Origin of the sequence: Streptomyces minutiscleroticus (genome assembly GCF_014650875.1) — a bacterium.
Classification (GTDB): domain Bacteria; phylum Actinomycetota; class Actinomycetes; order Streptomycetales; family Streptomycetaceae; genus Streptomyces; species Streptomyces minutiscleroticus.
The window spans coordinates 15,132-33,418 of sequence record NZ_BMVU01000010.1 but is presented as its reverse complement, the minus strand read 5'-3'; the positions used below and the strand labels follow the sequence as shown (position 1 = coordinate 33,418).

Below are 18,287 nucleotides of genomic sequence, written 5' to 3'. Positions count from 1 at the left end.
CCCTGTGACGCCACTCTCCCAGCTGCTCCGGACATTAGCCGTCATCACAGGCCGTGGCCGCGTCGATGCCAGTAGACAACACAGGTTGAGCGCTCCCGGGAACACCGATGGCACGCGATCTCCGTGAGCGTGGAAGGCACACCCTAGACCCGGGCGATGGAACCTGTGAACGAAATGGGGAAATGGCATGGCTCGGCACCGCGAGAGGCAGTCGGTCCACAGCCATGGGCCGCGTCGTCACGCATGGACCGCCTGAACCGGGTCGCGGAGCTGTTCGCGGAATGCCTCGGGTGTGATGAGGAGGCGGCGCGCACGTACACGCGGCGACTCCTCGAAGAGCCCGTCGCGCAGTCGCACCCGGGCTCCTCCGGCGGCGGCTCGCGGTCGGCTGCTGCGGGCGGTCCGGTGACGCAGGACGGTGCCGGCGGAGGCCGGCGGACGGCCGCGGGCGACAGCGACGTCCCGGACGGCCACGAGATGCTCGCGGAGGTGAGCCGTGCGCCGAGTCCCGTCGGACTGGCGCGACTCCTGCACGATCAAGTCCGGCCGCACGGCGCCTCGGCGGTGCTGCTGGCGGTCATCGACCGGCAGGGGGAACTTCGCATGAGCGGTGTCGCCGGCGCATCAGCGCGGGAGGCCGACACCCGGTCGCGAATCCCACTGCGGTGTGTGCTTCCCCTCGCCCGGACGGCCCCCGAGGATCAGTTGCTGTGGATCGACGACGACAGCGGCGACCGGATCCTGGCGTGGGTCTCGTCCCGGAGCGGACCGTCGAGCTCACCCGGTGACCGGGCCGGCGGCCGGGACAGCAGCTCTCCGGCGGAGCGTCTCCTGTGCGTAGTGATCGCTGTCTGGCCGGCCGGTCCGCCGCTGGAACAGGCGGTCCGGGAACGTGCGGAGGCACTGACGGGGTCCGCCGGACGGAGGCTGTGCGGCCTGGCCGGCCGGGGACTTCCGGGGGAGGACCTGCATGCGCCGTGGCTCGCCGCGGTCCTCGATGTGATCCCCATCCCCGCCGCACTGTTCTTCCCGGTCCGGGACGCCCAAGGCCGGGTCGTCGAATTCCACATCGACCGCTGCAACGGGCACGCCACGGGCCTCCTGGGACGACCGCCCGAGCAGATCAACGGCGGCCGGCTCCTGGAGGTCCTCCCCGGCCTGAGCAACGCCGGCATCTTCGACGCCTACGTGAAGGTGCTGGAGACCGGTACGCCCCTGCACCGCGAACCCTTCTCCTACGAGGAGCCGTTCCGCGGAGTGCGCTACCCCGCCGTGCTGAGCGTGCGGGCTCAGCGGATCGGTGGCGGGTTGCTGGTCAGCTGGCAGTTCCACGACGAACAGGCCCGGATGGCGGCCCGGATCGACGACGCCGAAAGGCTGGTGGGACTCGCGTGGGCCGAGTGGAACCTGGTCACCGGCGAGATCACGTGGTCACCGCGCATGTACGACATCTTCGACCTGGATCCGGCGCTGGGCCCGCTCTCCCTGGACGGACTTTCCCGGCACATCCGAGAGAACGACATCCCGGTCCTCACCCAGGCCGTGGAGACACTCTGCGAACAGCGTGAACCGGTGACGTTCGAGGTCCGCACGCGCCATGCCGCCCCCCCACGCCATGTGCGCGTCACTGCGGAACTGGTCCGGGACAGTCTCGGAAACCTGATCGCGGCACACGGAGTCGTCCAGGACGTCTCCGCCGCCCGACGGATGGAGGCGGCGCTCGAAGCCTCACGCCGCGAGTCGGAACGTCAACGGCTGCGCATGGCCGAAGAGCTGCAACTGGCGCTGCTGCCGCGGCAGCACAACAGACTCCCCGGCCTGTCGATGGCGCTGCGCTACCAGCCGGCGGAGGACAGTGCGCGCATCGGCGGCGACTGGTTCGAAGCGGCTCCGCTTCCCGACGGCCGGGTACTGATCGCCATCGGGGACGTCAGCGGGCACGGCCTGCCCGCGGCGGCGGGCATGGCGCAGCTGCGCCATGCCCTGCTGGGCATCGCGCATACGGGCGCCGACGCGGCCCGCATCCTCGACTGCCTCAATCTCGTCGCTTATCACAGCCACGAGGAGACCGTGATGGCCACCGTGATCGTCGGGCACTTCCACCCGCGCGACCGAACCCTCGCCTGGGCCCGGGGCGGCCACCCCCCTCCCGTCCTCGTCCGGGCGGGACAGGCCCGTGAGCTGCACAACGCCGACGGAATCTCACTGGGTGTCAGCCTGGATCCGGGATACGGGCTCGCAACCGTCCGGCTTCAGCCCGGCGACCGCGTCATCCTCTACACCGACGGCCTGGTGGAACGCCGCGACGACCGGCGCGACGAGCGCTCGGCCCTGCTCCTGGACGCCGCCCGGCAAGGCGCCCTCGGCGGACCCGAGGAGCATCTCCAGACCCTGCTGTCCACGCTGGACACCAATCCGGAGGACGACACGTGCGTCATCGTCCTCCATGTGAGGAAGTGAGCGATGACGCCCGGGACCCCGTGCAAGGGAGCACGCCCATGAGTTCCTCCCCGGCCGGCGAGGCGGCCGTGCACCGCGCCTTCGCCCGTCGCGAGGCGGCCGCGCAGCACCTGGCGGACACCGCCGGGCAGGTGGCCGCGGTCTGCCGCGACATGGCCGCCCGATTCCGGCGCGGCGGCAAGCTGATCGTGTTCGGCAACGGCGGGTCGGCGGCCGACGCGAGCCACCTCGCGGTCGAGTTCATGCACCCCGTCATGGTGGGGAAACCGGCCCTGCCGGCCGTGGCGCTCGGCAACGACTCGGCGACCCTGAGCGGGATCGGCGCGCGGGAGGGGTTCGCCGGGGTCTTCGAGCACCAGCTGCGGGCGTTCGCCGACAGCGAGGACATCGCGCTCGGGATCTCGCCGGACGGCCGCTGCCGGAACGTACACCGCGGCCTGGCGGCGGCCCGGCAACTCGGCCTGCTCACCGTCGTCCTCAGCGGTGGCCTGACCGAGGAGGCGCCCGCCGCCGACCATCTGCTGGTGGTGCCGGCCACCGATCCCCTGGCGGTCAAGGAGATGCACATGACCACATACCACATGCTGTGGGAACTGGTGCAGGTTTTCCTCGAACAGTACGGGACGGAGCCGCTCGCATGAGGTCATGGGACGGCCGGGACCGGCCGGAATGCCCCGAGGACGTCTGCGTCACCTGCTCGGACGAAGCGCGCTTGCTGCGGGTCGTGAGGTCGTTGCCCGGCGACATGGCGTTGGCCGCCGCCGACGGGTCGGCCGAGGAGCCGGAGGAGATCAGCGTGGCACTCGTCGTGGCGCCGGCCGGGACGACCGTACTCGTCCACGCCGGGGAGGCCATCGCGGCCGTGCCGGACGCCGTGCCGGGAGACACGAGGACGGGAGAGGTGGATGGGTGACATGCCCGGCGGGATGCGGGAGCTGTATCCCTTCCTCTACGAGCGGCAGGCCGATGCCGACACCGTGGTCGCCGAGGTGGCGGACGCCGTCCGGGAGAAGGCCGCCGAGATCACGGCACTCCGGCGGGATGTCGCGCACGGCTGTGCGCCGCGGATCGCCGCGTGCGCCGAAGCCATGGCGGAGCGGTTCGCAGCCGGGGGGCGTCTGTTCGTCTTCGGCAACGGTGGAAGCAGTACCGACGCCCAGGGCCTCGCCACCGTGTTCCTGCATCCGCCGGCCGGCTTCCGGGTCCTGCCCGCGCTCTCACTGACCAGCGACGCGGCTGTCGTGACCGCGCTGTCCAACGACGTCGGTTTCGAGGCCGTCTTCGCGCGCCAGCTGGCGGCCCTGGGGCAGCCCGGAGACATCGCCGTGGGGCTGTCGACCAGCGGGGGCTCCGCGAACGTGCGGGCGGCCCTCCAGGTGGCGGCCGAGTGCGGCCTGCTCACCGTCGGCATGGCGGGCCACCACGGCGGACTGCTGGCCGAACTCGACGCCCTGGACCATCTCTTCGTCATCCCGTCCGCTTCGGTCCACCGCATCCAGGAGGCGCAGACGACCGTGTACCACACCCTGTGGGAGCTCACTCAGCTGAGGCTGCGCGCGGCACGGCCGGCGTGTGGTGATCCATGATGAGCCGCCCCGCCGCGACTGCCGGGGAAGCCACGGACACCGACGACCTCGTGGTCCACCTGCTGTGGATCAACGCCGGGCTCAGCTGCGACGGCGACTCGGTCGCGCTCACGGCGGCCACCCAGCCGAGCATCGAGGAGATCGCGCTGGGTGCCCTGCCGGGACTGCCGAAGGTCGCCCTGCACTGGCCGCTGCTCGACTACGAGTGCGGACCGGACGGCGGGGCCGACTCCTTCATCGACTGGTTCCACCGGGCGGACCGCGGCGAGCTGGAGCCGTTCGTCCTGGTCGTCGAGGGCTCCGTACCGAACGAGGCGATCAAGCGGGAGGGGTACTGGAGCGGGTTCGGCATCGACCCGGCGACAGGTCAGCCCATCACCGTGTGCGAGTGGCTGGACCGGCTGGCGCCCAAGGCCACCGTGGTGCTCGCGGCGGGTACCTGCGCCGCGTACGGAGGCGTGCACGCGATGGCCGGCAACCCGACCGGCGCCATGGGCGTGCCCGACTATCTGGGCTGGGAGTGGCGGTCCAAGGCGGACGTCCCGATCGTGTGCGTGCCGGGCTGCCCGGTCCAGCCCGACAACCTCTCCGAGACCATCGTCCACCTGCTCTACCAGATCGCCGGCCGGGCCCCCGCGATCCCGCTGGACGAGAACCTCCGTCCCGCCTGGCTGTTCGACCGGACCGTGCACGAGGGCTGCAGTCTGGCCGGCTACTACGAGCAGGGCGACTTCTCCGCCGTGTTCGGTCAGGACAGATGCCTGGTCAAGATCGGCTGCTGGGGCCCCGCGGTGAAGTGCAACGTGCCCAAACGCGGGTGGATCAACGGAGTCGGCGGCTGCCCCAATGTCGGAGGCATCTGCATCGCGTGCACCATGCCCGGCTTCCCCGACCGGTTCATGCCCTTCATGGACCAGCCGTCCGGCCTGCACACCCCGGAAACGGACGAGGGGCTGTACGGGATCCTCATCCGCACCCTCCGCGGCCTGACCCTGCACGACGTCGAGAAGGAACCGGAGTGGCGCCGCAGGGGCCACGAGCTGACCACGGGCTACGAGCCCCCCTGGGAAGGAAGGGACGGACATGGGTGACGACGGTCTGGTCGAGATGGCGTGGGACCCCATCACCCGCATCGTGGGGAGCCTGGGCATCCACACGAAGATCGACTTCGGGCGCGGCCGGGTGGCCGAGTGCTACAGCACCTCGTCGGTCTTCCGCGGCTACAGCGTCTTCATGCAGGGGAAGGACCCCCGGGACGCGCACTTCATCACCAGCCGCATCTGCGGCATCTGCGGGGACAACCACTCCACGTGCTCGGTGTACGCGCAGAACATGGCCTACGGCGTCCGGCCGCCGGCCCTGGGGGAGTGGATCCTCAACCTCGGCGAGGCCGCCGAGTACATGTTCGACCACAACCTCTTCCAGGAGAACCTGGTCGGCGTGGACTACTGCGAACGCATGGTCCGCGAGACGAACCCGGGTGTGTACGAACTCGCCGAACGCACCGAAGCTCCCCACGCGGCCGAGCACGGCCACCGGACCATCGCGTCCGTCATGCGCTCGCTGAATCCGCTCCAGGGCGAGTTCTACCGGGAGGCGCTCCAGGTCAGCCGCTCCACGAGGGAGATGTTCTGCCTGATGGAGGGGCGGCACGTGCACCCGTCGACCGTCTATCCGGGCGGTGTCAGCACCGTCGCCACGGTGCAGCTGTTCACCGACTACCTCACCCGCCTGATGCGCTACGTCGAGTTCATGAAGAAGGTCGTGCCCCTGCACGACGACCTCTTCGACTTCATCTACCAGGCCATGCCCGGGTACGAGGAGGTCGGCCGGCGCAGAGTGCTGCTCGGCTGCTGGGGCGCCCTCAACGACCCCGCGTACTGCGACTTCCGCTACCCCACCATGGCGGACTGGGGGCGCAGGATGTTCGTGACCCCGGGTGTGGTGGTCGACGGCCGCCTGGTGACCAGCAACCTGGTGGACATCAACCTCGGCATCCGCATCCTGCTCGGCAGCTCCTTCTACCAGGACTGGGACGACGGGGAGCCGTTCGTCACCGAGGACCCGCTGGGCAACCCGGTCGACCAGCGGCACCCGTGGAACCAGCGCACGGTCCCGCGGCCGCAGAAGCGCGACTTCGCGGACAAGTACAGCTGGGTGATGTCCCCCCGGTGGTTCGACGGGAGCGAGCACCTGGCGCTGGACACCGGCGGCGGCCCGCTGGCCCGGCTGTGGTCGACGGCACTGTCCGGTCTGGTCGACACCGGCCATCTCAAGGCCACGGGACACAGCGTCCTCATCCACCTGCCACGCACCGTCACCAAGCCCGAGGTCACCTTCGAGTGGAAGATCCCGCAGCACAACGGGGAACCATTGAGCAACACCATCGAGCGCAACCGGGCCCGCACCTACTTCCAGGCGTACGCGGCCGCGGCGGCACTGCACTTCGCCGAACAGGCGCTGTACGAGGTACGAGCCGGGCGGACCGCGACCTGGACGCCCTTCGAGGTGCCCGACGAAGCCGTCAGCTGCGGATTCAGCGAGGCGGTCCGAGGCGGTCTCTCCCACCACATGGTGATCAGGGACGGCCTGATCGCCAACTACCACCCCTATCCGCCCACGCCGTGGAACGCCAGCGCGCGCGACGTCCACGGCACTCCGGGGCCGTACGAGGACGCGGTGCAGAACACGCCGATCTTCGAGGAGAACCCGCCGGAGACCTTCAAAGGCATCGACATCATGCGCACCGTACGCAGCTTCGACCCGTGCATGCCCTGCGGCGTCCATATGCACCTCGGCGCGGGTCGGGTGCTGAAGAAGTCGCACTCGCCCACCGTCTACGGCGGCGGGGGCTGAACCATGGACGCACTGCGGGAGACCGAAGCCCGAGTGGCGCAGCTCGTCGCACAGCTCTCCGCGACGCCGCGGGTGGGTGAACGCGCCGAGGAACTCGTACGGCTGCTGATGCGGCTGTACGGGGCCGGTCTCGACCGGATCACCGGAATGCTGCCCCCCGACACGGTGGCACGGCTGGCCGCCGACGACCTCGTGGGCAGTCTGCTGATCCTCCACGACCTGCACCCGTGCTCCACCGCGGAGCGGATCGGGAAGGCCCTCGACCAGGCCCGGCACCGACTGGCGACGCACGCGGCGGACCTCGAGCTGCTCGCTGTCGAGGAAGGCGACGAAGGGGATGTCGTACGAGTCCTGCTGCGGGAAGAGCGCAGCGGCTGCCCCTCCTCCTCCGTCGCCGAGGAGGTGATCGAGCGCGCTGTCCTGACGGCGGCGCCCGAAATCGCCGCGGTCCGGGTGCAGCGCCCGCCCCGGGAGCCGGACCTGCTGCAGATCCTGCCCGGACCGCCGCGGGAGGACCCCGCGGCGCCCCGCCGGGAGGCGCGGCGGTGACCGCGCGAGGCGGTCTGCGCCGGTACCTCGCACCGCCCGCCGACGGCAGCGGGCGTAGCGGGCGGACGGCGCGCTGCGAGCTGTGCGACGCCGCCCTCGACGCCGGGCACGGCCACGCCGTGGACCTGGACGACCGGGGCCTGCTGTGTGTCTGCCGGGCGTGCCGGCTGCTGCTCGCCCAGCGAGGCGACAGAAGCGAGAGCACAGGCACGGCTCGTGGGCGGTACCGCACCGTCCCGGACCGGTACCACTACGCTCCCGGACTCGCTCTCACCACCTCACAGTGGGAGGAACTGCAGATCCCGGTCGGTATCTGCTTCCTCCTGCGCAACTCCCGTCTGGACCGCCTGGTGGCGTTCTTCCCCAGTCCCGCCGGGGCCACCGAGATGCCGCTGCCGGACGTCACCTGGCAACGGATCCTGGGGGCCGGACCGGACGTCGTCGCACCGGTCGACGACGTCGAGGCGCTGCTCCTGCGACGCCGGGGGACCGGTGTGGACTGCGCGCTGGTCCCCGTCGACGCGTGCTACCGGCTCGTGGGGAAGCTGCGACTGCACTGGGCGGGGTTCGGTGGTGGCGCCCGGGTCCACAGCGAGCTGGACGCGTTCTTCGCGAGCCTGCGCGAGCGGGGCAGGCCATGACCGGTGACGGCGGCGGCGCCTCGCCCGTCCGGCCGCCGACGGGCTTCGAGCGGGCCCGCGCCGTGGCGGACGCCGTCCTCTTCGAGGGATACGTCCTGTACCCCTACCGGGCGTCCGCGCCCAAGAACCGGCTGCGCTGGCAGTTCGGGGTGCTGGCCCCGCCGGGCGCGGACCCGTCGGAGACCTCCCACGCGCAGACCGAGTGCCTGCTCGTGTCGCGGAGCGCCGCGCCGGACGTCGTCGTGCGGGTCAGGTTCCTGCAGATCCAGCGGCGGTACGCACGCGCACCGGAGAAACAGCCCTGGGACGAGGGCGTGGTGCGGGAGATCGACGCGGGCGCGTCCCTCGTGCCCGGCGTCACCATGACCGTCCCCTTCGAGGTTCCCGGAGCGGAGGAGGAGGGGCGCCGCCGGTGGGGTCTGTCCGGCGTCCTGCGGATGCGTGCCGACCGCCTGCCAGGCCCGTACGACCTGCTCAAAGTACGGGTCCGCGTGGAGAACCGCACCGTCGGCCCCGTGACGCCGCGGCCGGAGATGCTGTGCCGCTCCCTCGTCGGCACGCACACGCTCCTCGCGGCTGTCCAGGGCCGCTTCCTCTCCCTGACCGACCCGCCCGCGTGGGCCGCGGCCGCCGGCGCCGGATGCGACAACCAGCACGCCTGGCCCGTGCTGATCGACGACAGCACACTCCTCTCCGCGCCGATCATCCTGGGCGACCGTCCGCGGATCGCCCCGGAGAGTCCCGTCGACCTGCACGACGGGACGGAGATCGACGAACTGCTGACGCTGCGCACGATGACCCTCACCGACGCGGAGAAGGACGAGGCCAGAAGGACCGATGAGCGAGCCGCGGCGATCATCGAGCACGCCGAGGCGGTCACGCCCGCCGTGCTGGAGCGGTTGCACGGCGTGCTGCGCGGTCCCCGCCGCCGCCCGGAAGCCGACACAGGGACCGACACAGGGCGCGGAACTCCCGCCACCGGTCGCCCCGTACGCCCGTCGGGCGGTGCCGTGCGGGTGTCCGGCGGCTGGGCCGGCCCGGGCTCCCGGGTGCGGCTGCGCCCCGGCGAGCGGCGCGCCGACGCGCAGGACATGTTCCTGTGCGACCGCACCGCACGGGTGGCAGCCGTCCTCGAGGATGTCGACGGCAGAACGCACCTGGCCGTGACCCTGGACGACGACCCGGCCGCGGTCCTGCATGAATCCGTCGGCCGTCACTGGTACTTCGCGCCCGACGAGGTGGAGCTGCTGTGAGGGTGATGGTCGCGGGAGTGGGCAACGTCCTCCGCCGGGACGACGGCTTCGGCGTGGAGGTCGCCCGGCGGCTGGCCGGCGTGCCGCTGCCGAGGGGCACGCGGGTGGCGGACTACGGCATCCGCGGCGTGCACCTCGCGTACGAACTGATGGCCGGCTATGACGGCCTGATCCTCGTCGACGCGATGCGGTGCGGAGAACCTCCGGGCACGGTGTGCGTCCTGGACCCCGAACGGCCCGATGGCGCGGGGGAGACCGCGGCAGTGGCCGCGGCGCCCATGGACGCGCACGACATGGGTCCCGAGGCAGTGCTCGCGCTGCTGGGCCGGCTGGGCGTGCGCCTGCCATGGGTGCTCGTGGTGGGCTGCGAACCCGCGGAGCTGGGCGAGGGCATGGGGCTCAGCGCCGCCGCTTCCGGAGCGGTGGAGGAGGCCGTGCGGCTCGTACGGCAGCTGCTGGACGAGCGGGTGGCAGAGGCGACGGAGAAGGGAACGGGACGCCGTGCATGAGGTCGGGTTGTGCGAAGAGATCCTCCGGGCGGTGGAACGCCGGGCGCGGGGACGCCGGGTCACCGGGGTCACGGTGCGGATCGGAAGCCTGCACGCGGTGATCGAAGGGGCCCTGGCGCAGTCCTTCGAGCTGGTGGCGCGGGGCAGCGTCGCCGACGGTGCCGGCATCGAGCTCGTCACGGTGCCCGGTGACGAGTTCACCCTCCAGTCCATCACGCTCACGCAGCAGGCAGCGGACCGGGGAGCGGCAGACCAGGGAGCGGCAGATGTGCCTCGGCATCCCGGGTGAGGTCGTCGAACTCCTCACCGACCAGCCGGACCTGGCCCAGGTCGAGGTGAGCGGCGTGCGCCGGGCCATCAATATCGCGCTGCTCGAAGAGGAGGGCGTCGCGCCCGGCGACTGGATCCTCATCCACGTCGGGTTCGCCCTGTCAAAGATCGACGAAGCGGAGGCGCGGGCCGCCATGGAGTTCCTCGAACAGATGGGCGCTGCCTACGACGACGAGATCGACGCACTGAAGGAGTCGGGAGACGGCTGATGCGCTATGTCGACGAGTACCGGGACGCCGGCAAGGCCCGCGCCCTCGCCGCCAGAATCGCCGAGCTGTGCGATCCGGGCCGCACGTACACCTTCATGGAGGTGTGCGGCGGGCACACGCACACCATCTACAAGCACGGCATCGAGGACTACCTCCCGGACAACGTCCGCCTCGTGCACGGACCGGGCTGTCCCGTCTGCGTGATCCCGATGGGCCGGGTCGACGACGCCCTCCACATCGCCGGGCAGCCGGACGTCATCATGACCTCGTTCGGGGACATGATGCGGGTCCCCGGGGGCAGCGCCTCGTTCCTCGACGCCAAGGCCGCGGGCGCGGACATCCGCATGGTCTACTCGCCGCTCGACGCGCTGAAGATCGCCCGGCGGAACCCCGGACGGCGGGTGGTCTTCATGGCCATCGGCTTCGAGACGACCACGCCCTCGACCGCGATGACCGTGCTGCGGGCCGCGGACGAAGGACTCGACAACTTCTCGGTCTTCTGCAACCACGTCACGATCATCCCGGCGATCAAGGCGATCCTCGACTCGCCCGATCTGCGTCTGGACGGGTTCATCGGCCCCGGCCACGTGTCCACGGTCATCGGCTGCCGGCCGTACGAGTTCATCGCGGCCGAGTACGGCCGGCCGCTGGTCGTCGCCGGGTTCGAGCCCCTGGACATCCTTCAGTCGATCCATCTGCTCCTGACCCAACTCGCGGAGAATCGCGTCGCTGTGGAGAACCAGTACGGCCGGGTCGTGCCCTGGGACGGCAACGGCAAGGCGCTGCGGGTCCTGAGCCAGGTGATGGAGGTGCGCCCGCACTTCGAGTGGCGCGGCCTCGGCTTCATCTCCCATTCCGCGCTGCGGCTGAGGGAGGCGTACGCCGCGTACGACGCGGAGCGGCTCTTCGACCTCCCGGGGGTCCAGGTCGCCGACCCGAAGTCGTGCCAGTGCGGCGAGGTGCTCAAGGGCGTGCTCAAGCCGTGGCAGTGCAAGGTCTTCGGTACCGCGTGCACTCCCGAGACACCGATCGGCACCTGCATGGTCTCCTCCGAGGGAGCGTGCGCGGCGTACTACAACTTCGGCCGGTTCGACCGGGCCGGGGTGCGGGAGGCGATCCGGCCATGACCACGGGGCGCAAGGCGTCGCGGCCCGCACCCGACGAGGAAGAGGTGCTGCGGCGCATCGAACGGGCACACCGCCGCAAGCCCCGGATGCGGGACGAGCGCATCACGCTCGCGCATGGCGCGGGCGGCAAGGCCACGCAGACGCTGATCGAGGCCGTCTTCCTCACGGCCTTCCACAACCCGGTGCTGGCACGTCTGGAGGACCAGGCGGTGCTCACGGTGGGAGGGACTCAACTGGCCTTCACCACCGACTCCTACGTGGTCTCCCCGCTCTTCTTCCCCGGTGGCGACATCGGTGACCTCGCCGTGAACGGGACGGTGAACGACCTGGCCATGGCCGGGGCACGCCCGCTCCACCTCTCGGCCGGCTTCATCCTCGAAGAGGGGTTCCCCGTCGCGGACCTGACCCGCATCGCCGCCTCCATGGCCGAGGCGGCCGCCGCGGCGGAGGTCGACATCGTCACGGGCGACACCAAGGTCGTGGAGCGCGGCAAGGCCGACGGCTGCTACATCACCACCGCCGGAGTGGGCGTGGTGGAACACGGCTTCGCTCTCGGCGCCGGGCTGGCGCGGCCCGGTGACGCCGTCCTGGTCTCCGGGCCGATCGGCGAACACGGCACCACCGTTCTGCTGGCCCGGGGCGACCTGGACATCGCAAGCGGACTCACGTCGGACACGGCGCCGTTGGCGGGCCTGGTGGCGGCGCTGCTCGATGCCTGCGGCGGCGGTGTACGGTGCCTGCGCGACGCCACCCGCGGCGGCGTGGCCACGGTGCTCAACGAGATCGCGCGCGCCTCCGACGTCGCGGTCGTCCTCGACGAGGCCGCCGTACCGGTCCGGCCCGGGGTACGGGGGGCCGCGGAGCTGCTCGGCATCGATCCGCTCTACATCGCCTGCGAGGGCCGGATGGTCGCCGTCGTGGACGCCGCCGACGCCGAGGCGGCGCTGGGCGCGTTGCGCGCGCACCCGCTCGGCGAGCAGGCCGCGGTCATCGGCCAGGTGGTCGCGGAACCGGCCCCGCTGGTGCTGTGCAGGACCGGGTTCGGCGGTACTCGCATCGTCGATGTGCTCATCGGCGATCCGCTGCCGCGTATCTGCTGAGGACCGGCCCGGGGACGGTGGTCAGGAGGACGCCGGTCCGAGGGCGCCCGCGGCGTCGAGCGCGGCGGCGACCGCGACCTGGCCCAGGCTGATGCCGCCGTCGTTCGGCGGCACCCGGCGGTGTGTGAGGACCTCGAAGCCGTGCCGCCGGAGCGCCGGGACGGTGCGGTCGACGAGCAGCGCGTTCTGGAAGACACCGCCGGAGAGGGCGACGACGGTGATACCGGTGGTCTCCCGCAGCCGGAGACCGACCTCGACGATCACCCGGGCGAGGCTGTTGTGGAAACGTGCGGCGATGGTTCCCACGGCAGTTCCCGCGCGCAGGTCGTCGACCACCGAACGGACCAGCTCGGCGCCGTCGATCCGGCCGCCGTCGATCCGGACGGCGTAGCTGCCCTGAACCGACGGGTCGGCGCACTGCTCCAGCTCGGCCGCCGCCTGCCCCTCGTGGTCCACGGTGTCGCGGATCCCCACAATCGCGGCGACCGCGTCGAACAGCCGGCCCACACTGGAGGTGAGGGGCGAGTTCACCCCGGACCGGGCCACCGCCCGCACCTTCTCCCAGCGGTCACCGTGCCGGCGGCGTACGGACGGACCGCCCTCGCGTCCGCCGTACTCCTCCCCGCACGCGTCCAGGTACGCGACGGCCATCCGCCACGGCTCCCTGATCGCGGCCGTCCCCCCGGGCAGCGGAACGGGTACGAAGTGGGCCGCGCGGCGGAAACCGCACAGATCGGCGATCAGGAACTCACCGCCCCACAGGGTGCCGTCGGTGCCGTACCCCAGCCCGTCGAAGGCCACGCCGATGACCGGTCCGCGCATCCCGTTGTCGGCCAGGCAGGAGGCGATGTGCGCGTGATGGTGCTGCACGCCGACCAGCTCCGCACTGGTCGCCTCGGCGAGGTCGTACGCGTACTTCGAGGACAGGTACTCCGGATGCGGATCGTGGGCGATCAGCGCGGGCTCGATGCCGAAGAGCCGCTGGAAGTGGGCGACCCCCTCGACGAACGACCGCAACGTCTCATGGTTCTCCAGATCCCCCAGATGCGGGGACAGCACGGCGGTGCGGTCCTCGGCGAGGCAGAAGGTGTTCTTCAGCTCCGCTCCGCAGCCCAGGACCGGGCGCGGTGCGGGTGCGGTGAGGGACAGCGGCTCGGGCGCATAGCCGCGCGCACGGCGTACGGGAATCGCCCTGCCCGCGCGCACGCGGATCACGGAGTCGTCGGTACGCGAGTGGATCGGCCGGTCATGGCTGAGGAACGCGTCGGCGATCCCGGCGAGGCGCGTGAAGGCGTCGTCATCGCGGAAAGCGAGGGGCTCGTCGCTCACGTTCCCACTGGTCAGGACGTACGGTCCGGTCAGCTCAGCGGACAGCAACAGGTGGAGTGGGGTGTAGGGGAGCAGCAGCCCGAGATCGCGGCGGCCCGGGGCCACCGCCGCCGCGAGAGGAGCTTCCTCCCGGCGGGTCAGCAGCACGATGGGACGGCGTACGCCCGTGAGCAGCTCCCGGCCGGCCGGGCCGACCTCGCACAGGCGCTCCGCCGCGGGCAGGTCGGGCACCATGACCGCGAAGGGCTTGCCGGGGCGGTGCTTGCGGGAGCGCAGCGCGCGGACGGCCGTCTCGTTCCCGGCGTCCACCGCGAGGTGGTATCCGCCGATTCCCTTGACGGCGAGGATCCGGCCGGCACGCAGCAGATCGGCGGCCCCGGCCAGCGGGTCCCCGTGGAGCGCGGCGCCGGAGGAGTCGACGAGCCGGAGAGTCGGGCCACAGGCCGGACAGCACAGCGGCTGCGCGTGGAAACGCCGGTCGGACGGATCGTGGTATTCGTCCGCGCAGGCGGGGCACATCGTGAATTCCGCCATCGTCGTCCGGATCCGGTCGTAGGGCGTTCCCCGGACGACCGTGAAGCGCGGTCCGCAGTTGGTGCAGTTGATGAAGGGGTACCGAAAGCGCCGGTCGGCCGGTGCGAAGAGCTCACGCGTGCAGTCGGCACAGGTGGCGATGTCCGGGCAGACCAGGGCCCCGCGCCCGCCCGCCACCCTCTCACCACCGGTGCCGCACGCAGGGTCGCCGTCGACGGTGCCGCGACTGGCCGCAATGGTGAATCCGGCGTCGGGAATCCCCTCCACGGGCACGGGCTCCGCGCTGACGCGCTCGATCACGGCCAGCGGCGGAGCCTCCTCCTCCAGCGTCCGCCGGAACCGCCGCACGGCGTCCGCGGCACCCTCCACCTCGATGAGGACTCCGGCGTCGTCGTTGGCGACCAGACCGGAGAGCGCGTACCGACCGGCGGCCGCATGGACGAAGGGCCGGAACCCGACCCCTTGCACGATGCCTTCGACACGGAACCTGACCCGCGAGCGCTCGCTGTCCATGCCGCCCATCGTGGTGCGCGGTCAGCTGTCGCACGGGCCATGTGCGCATTCCGCAAGAAGTATCACCAGTTCTGCAACACCACCGATCCCTTGGCGGACGGTCCGTGCCGTATGCCGACCGAAGCGGCCTCCAGAACCTGGGCGCAGGGACAGCCGACACCTTCGCGGTGAAGCCGAAGCCCCGGGCAGAGGCCGGCCGGCGTTGCACAAGCACACGGGCACCGATTCACTGCCATGACAGAAGCGCGCAGCACATTGGTCTGGATCGGTCAGTTCCAGTCGGCAACGCCAGGTTTCGCCTCCCGCAGGGCACAGGCCAGCAACTTCGGTACATCACATCCGCGTTGACCGACAGCGCTGACACACTGCACTCAGCTCATCGGGGCTCCGCTCGATGTCTCCGGTTCGCATCCCTCAGGGAATGGAACGCCGTTGTGATGGCAGATCACCGCCACGCTTCCCTCAGCCTCCCGAGCGACTCCGCGTCGGTCCGCGGAGCGCGTACGTATGTCGCGGACGTGCTGTCCAAGTGGGGCCTGCCGGACGACGCCGAGACCATCCACGGTGTGCAGCTGATCGTCTCCGAACTCGCCACCAACGCCGTGCAGCACACCTGTGGCCGGTCGCCCACCTTCACCGTGCACCTGCGGCTCGACGAGGACAGGAAGCTGCACATCGGCGTGACCGACAGCCATCCGCGCTGGCCGCAGCGGCTCCCCGCCGCCGTACAGCAGGACAACGGCCGCGGCATGCTCATCGTCCGCACGCTGACCGCGGAGTTCGCCGGCTCCGTGTCCGTCGTCCCCACCGAAGAAGGCGGCAAGACCGTGCGGGTCATTTTCCCCTGGCCCGCCCTGCCGCCCAACGAGTAACCACTCCTCGCCTTCCCTTCTCGCTCAACCATCCCGCTCCGGCGAGGAAAACCGGACAGCGTCGGGCAGGGCTCGCAACGCCCGGTGACTGCTCGCCGCGGCCTGGCGACTAACGGCAGGTGGCTCCCGTACGGGTATCACCTGACGGTCCGCTCGGAGTTGCCGTGTATGCAGGACTCCCCGGCCCGGCAGCGCAGAGCCGGCGCCGGGATCCCATGCTCGACGCCCCGCACTCGGCGCTGCGCTGCCTGCACGACGTTCAGCCGAGTGGACAGAGACCGAGTGGACAGAGACCCAAGTGCCATGAAGCAAGGACGGGCGAATCCGGAGCGACTTGCAGCCCGAGCCGCCCTTGCGCGGTCGGGGAGTGTCAACCAAACAGCTGATCATGGTTGTTGGTTGCCAGGTGTTGCTCGGGGCCAGGCGGCCTTCGAACTCGATCTGGAAGGCGTTCAGGGGCGCCTTCCAGCCAGTGGCGTGACGTGCGCGAGCGGGAGACGAATGCGGGGGCGTGGCCGGTGAGGCCGGACCAGGAGCGGCCGCGCTGGGACTGGACCCCCTTGGAGAGCGTCGGTCCGCTGGCGTTCGGGATGGGCCCGCATGAGGTGGCGGCGGCGTTGGACGGCGAGGTGCCGGCCGCACGCCAGGGACACTACCCCTGGCCGTGGCACCGCAGGGCCGGGCAGTGGTACCTGACCGAGGAACGGTTCGGCCAGATCGGGCTCACCGCGCACTACCGGTACCCGCAGGGCGTTCCCGCTCTGGGGGCGGTGACCGTGCACGGGCGCACCGGACCCCGGATCGCCTTCGCGGGCATCCACCTGATCGGCATGCAGGTCTCCGCCGTGGACGAGGCCCTGACCCGGCACGTCGAGGACCATGAGACCGGTCTGCGCGTCGGCTGCGGCGGGGATCTGGGACCGGACGGACTCAACATGTACGTGCGGGCCGCCAGAGCGGGGGACACCGTGGTCAGCGAGGCCAGGTTCTGCGCACCGGAGTGGGAGGACCACGGCTGACGCGGAAGCCCCCGATCGCCTCATGCGACTGTCACCACCGGTCAAGCGACCCTTGAACGCCGTCGCTTCGCGTCGGCCTCGAAATGTCCCAGGACGGTCTGTTGCTCTCCCGCATCCGGTCGGCTGCGGCACATGCACTTGTTCTCGGTGAGCCTGCGGCCGAGACGGGGTGAGGAGCATCCGGTGGAGGTCTCGAGCCCCGGCAACGGAGACCGGACCGATCCCCAAGTTTCGAGGACCGACCCGGTCTGCTCCGACCGACCGGGCTGCACGTCGGCCTGCGGCGTGACCGGTCGGTAGGTACGCGGCCGGTCGCTCACCTGCTCGGCGAGGCCCTGGCTGACCAGCTCGTCCCAGGCGTTGGCGATGGCGCCCGAGGACCTCTCGATCACGCGGCTGATGCGCGTGGCCGTGAACGCCTCACCGGATGGGCAGTCAGGTGGTCGATGACACCCTGACGCAGCGCTCCTGGCGCGCGCCGCTTCTTTCCGCCGGCCAGGACGCGCATGTCCGCCGACTCGACCGGGCGGTGCTCAGCGCCGGCCTGCGGGACAGGAGTCCTTCCGGACACGAGAGCGTCTTCTGCGTGCGCCGTGCGCGGGCGATCGGTGTCGTCGCCCTGTGCGGCGTCCGGTGCTGACACATCCGGTGCGCTACCGGCCACCGGGACGGCAGCAGCCTGCGTCACGTCGTCGGGCGCTGCAGCGGGTGCCGGAACGGTCTCTTCGGCCGGGGCGGCCTCGTCGCCTGGATCGCCGGTGACCGGCTCCGGGCCGTCGGCTGCGGCTTCGGCCGAGACGGTGCCCGGGGAGTCCGGCCGGCTCCGGGCGTCTTCGGTGACGTCCTCGCCGGCGGGTGTGGCGCGCCAGTGGTCGGGGGTACGCCGCGCTCCGTCGTGGCCGCCGGGGACACGGACGGCCGGGCCGCGATCCTTCAGGGTGACCAGAGCCTTGCCGGTGGTGGAACGGCCCAGGCCCGCGGCGAGGGCGAGTTCGGTGATCGTGGCCTCGTCGCTGCCCGCGAGGCTGGTCAACGCGCGGTGGGCCGCCGCGAGCGCGCCGGTCAGGTCGCGCGGGGGTTCGGAGGCGAGGGCGGCGCGCAGGGTGCGGGCGTGGGTGCGGCCGGACATGCGGAACCTCGTTTTCGGGAGGGCGGCCGGTCGAGGTCCCCGGCCGGGGTGCGGAACCGCGCGGGCAGGCCGCAGGGGTTCGCCGAGCGCGTGCGCGGCGCGTGTCTCCCGGGCGAACCGGCCGTGGCCCGGGACGGGTTCATGGGGTGGAACCGGCCCGTCCGTTGCGTCGGCCACGGCCATGGACGCTCTGCTTCGCCGGGAAGTCGAGCGGGACGGCCGCTGCCGGATCCGACCGGATCAGGGACTGATGGGCCTCTTGCATTCGGCC

19 protein-coding genes are annotated in these 18,287 nt (G+C 71.4%); 16 read left to right on the top strand and 3 right to left on the bottom strand.

What is annotated here, in order from left to right:
* Positions 1-840: 840 nt before the first annotated feature.
* From IE271_RS13390 to hypE, 14 genes are read left to right on the top strand one after another with little or no spacing between them, the layout of a single operon-like run.
* Positions 841-2,460, top strand: a complete 1,620-nt coding sequence (locus IE271_RS13390; protein ID WP_190190489.1) for a SpoIIE family protein phosphatase — start codon at positions 841-843, stop codon at positions 2,458-2,460.
* Positions 2,461-2,498: 38 nt separating this feature from the next.
* Complete coding sequence (locus IE271_RS13385) at positions 2,499-3,101, top strand: D-sedoheptulose-7-phosphate isomerase (protein WP_190190488.1); 603 nt, start codon at positions 2,499-2,501, stop codon at positions 3,099-3,101.
* A complete protein-coding gene (locus IE271_RS13380) occupies positions 3,098-3,373 on the top strand; it encodes a hydrogenase assembly protein HupF (protein ID WP_190190487.1) in 276 nt (91 codons plus the stop codon). Before IE271_RS13385 ends, IE271_RS13380 begins: the two co-directional genes overlap by 4 nt.
* Entirely contained in the window at positions 3,366-4,046 is a 681-nt protein-coding gene (locus tag IE271_RS13375) for a D-sedoheptulose-7-phosphate isomerase (protein WP_229919310.1), read from the top strand. The genes IE271_RS13380 and IE271_RS13375 overlap by 8 nt, the downstream gene beginning before the upstream one ends.
* On the top strand, positions 4,043-5,137 hold the full coding sequence (locus tag IE271_RS13370) for an NADH-quinone oxidoreductase subunit B family protein (protein ID WP_229919309.1): 1,095 nt from the start codon (positions 4,043-4,045) through the stop codon (positions 5,135-5,137). Before IE271_RS13375 ends, IE271_RS13370 begins: the two co-directional genes overlap by 4 nt.
* Positions 5,130-6,902: a nickel-dependent hydrogenase large subunit gene (locus tag IE271_RS13365; protein ID WP_190190486.1), complete on the top strand. Its 1,773-nt coding sequence runs from the start codon at positions 5,130-5,132 to the stop codon at positions 6,900-6,902. The genes IE271_RS13370 and IE271_RS13365 overlap by 8 nt, the downstream gene beginning before the upstream one ends.
* A 3-nt stretch (positions 6,903-6,905) precedes the next feature.
* A complete protein-coding gene (locus IE271_RS13360; RefSeq protein ID WP_190190485.1) occupies positions 6,906-7,451 on the top strand; it encodes a NifU-related iron-sulfur-binding protein in 546 nt (181 codons plus the stop codon).
* Positions 7,448-8,092 carry a DUF5947 family protein gene (locus IE271_RS13355; protein ID WP_229919308.1) on the top strand — a complete coding sequence of 215 codons (645 nt, stop codon included), beginning with the start codon at positions 7,448-7,450 and terminating at the stop codon, positions 8,090-8,092. Before IE271_RS13360 ends, IE271_RS13355 begins: the two co-directional genes overlap by 4 nt.
* A complete protein-coding gene (locus IE271_RS13350) occupies positions 8,089-9,345 on the top strand; it encodes a hypothetical protein (protein ID WP_190190484.1) in 1,257 nt (418 codons plus the stop codon). The genes IE271_RS13355 and IE271_RS13350 overlap by 4 nt, the downstream gene beginning before the upstream one ends.
* Before the next feature lie 5 nt (positions 9,346-9,350).
* Positions 9,351-9,854, top strand: coding sequence for a hydrogenase maturation protease (locus tag IE271_RS13345; protein ID WP_190190592.1), 504 nt, complete (start codon positions 9,351-9,353; stop codon positions 9,852-9,854).
* Positions 9,847-10,143, top strand: a complete 297-nt coding sequence (locus tag IE271_RS13340) for a hydrogenase maturation nickel metallochaperone HypA/HybF (RefSeq protein ID WP_190190483.1) — start codon at positions 9,847-9,849, stop codon at positions 10,141-10,143. Before IE271_RS13345 ends, IE271_RS13340 begins: the two co-directional genes overlap by 8 nt.
* Entirely contained in the window at positions 10,121-10,393 is a 273-nt protein-coding gene (locus IE271_RS13335) for a HypC/HybG/HupF family hydrogenase formation chaperone (RefSeq protein ID WP_189219882.1), read from the top strand. Before IE271_RS13340 ends, IE271_RS13335 begins: the two co-directional genes overlap by 23 nt.
* Complete coding sequence (hypD, locus tag IE271_RS13330; protein WP_190190482.1) at positions 10,393-11,520, top strand: hydrogenase formation protein HypD; 1,128 nt, start codon at positions 10,393-10,395, stop codon at positions 11,518-11,520. Before IE271_RS13335 ends, hypD begins: the two co-directional genes overlap by 1 nt.
* Positions 11,517-12,620 carry a hydrogenase expression/formation protein HypE gene (hypE, locus tag IE271_RS13325; RefSeq protein WP_190190481.1) on the top strand — a complete coding sequence of 368 codons (1,104 nt, stop codon included), beginning with the start codon at positions 11,517-11,519 and terminating at the stop codon, positions 12,618-12,620. The genes hypD and hypE overlap by 4 nt, the downstream gene beginning before the upstream one ends.
* 21 nt (positions 12,621-12,641) lie before the next feature.
* On the opposite strand, the gene hypF is transcribed toward hypE, so the two are convergent.
* Complete coding sequence (gene hypF, locus IE271_RS13320) at positions 12,642-14,996, bottom strand: carbamoyltransferase HypF (protein WP_229919307.1); 2,355 nt, start codon at positions 14,994-14,996, stop codon at positions 12,642-12,644.
* A gap of 437 nt (positions 14,997-15,433) precedes the next feature.
* Between hypF and IE271_RS13315 the strand changes: the two genes are divergently transcribed.
* Both IE271_RS13315 and IE271_RS13310 read left to right on the top strand, forming a co-directional pair.
* Positions 15,434-15,868 (top strand): ATP-binding protein, encoded by a 435-nt coding sequence (locus IE271_RS13315; RefSeq protein WP_190190479.1) that lies wholly within the window; start codon positions 15,434-15,436, stop codon positions 15,866-15,868.
* Positions 15,869-16,386: 518 nt separating this feature from the next.
* Positions 16,387-16,887 carry a hypothetical protein gene (locus tag IE271_RS13310; protein WP_190190478.1) on the top strand — a complete coding sequence of 167 codons (501 nt, stop codon included), beginning with the start codon at positions 16,387-16,389 and terminating at the stop codon, positions 16,885-16,887.
* A gap of 41 nt (positions 16,888-16,928) precedes the next feature.
* Here IE271_RS13310 and IE271_RS13305 read toward each other — a convergent pair whose 3' ends face one another.
* Positions 16,929-17,279 carry a hypothetical protein gene (locus IE271_RS13305; protein ID WP_190190477.1) on the bottom strand — a complete coding sequence of 117 codons (351 nt, stop codon included), beginning with the start codon at positions 17,277-17,279 and terminating at the stop codon, positions 16,929-16,931.
* Positions 17,276-18,016 (bottom strand): MarR family winged helix-turn-helix transcriptional regulator, encoded by a 741-nt coding sequence (locus tag IE271_RS13300; protein ID WP_190190476.1) that lies wholly within the window; start codon positions 18,014-18,016, stop codon positions 17,276-17,278. The genes IE271_RS13305 and IE271_RS13300 overlap by 4 nt, the downstream gene beginning before the upstream one ends.
* Positions 18,017-18,287: the final 271 nt, after the last annotated feature.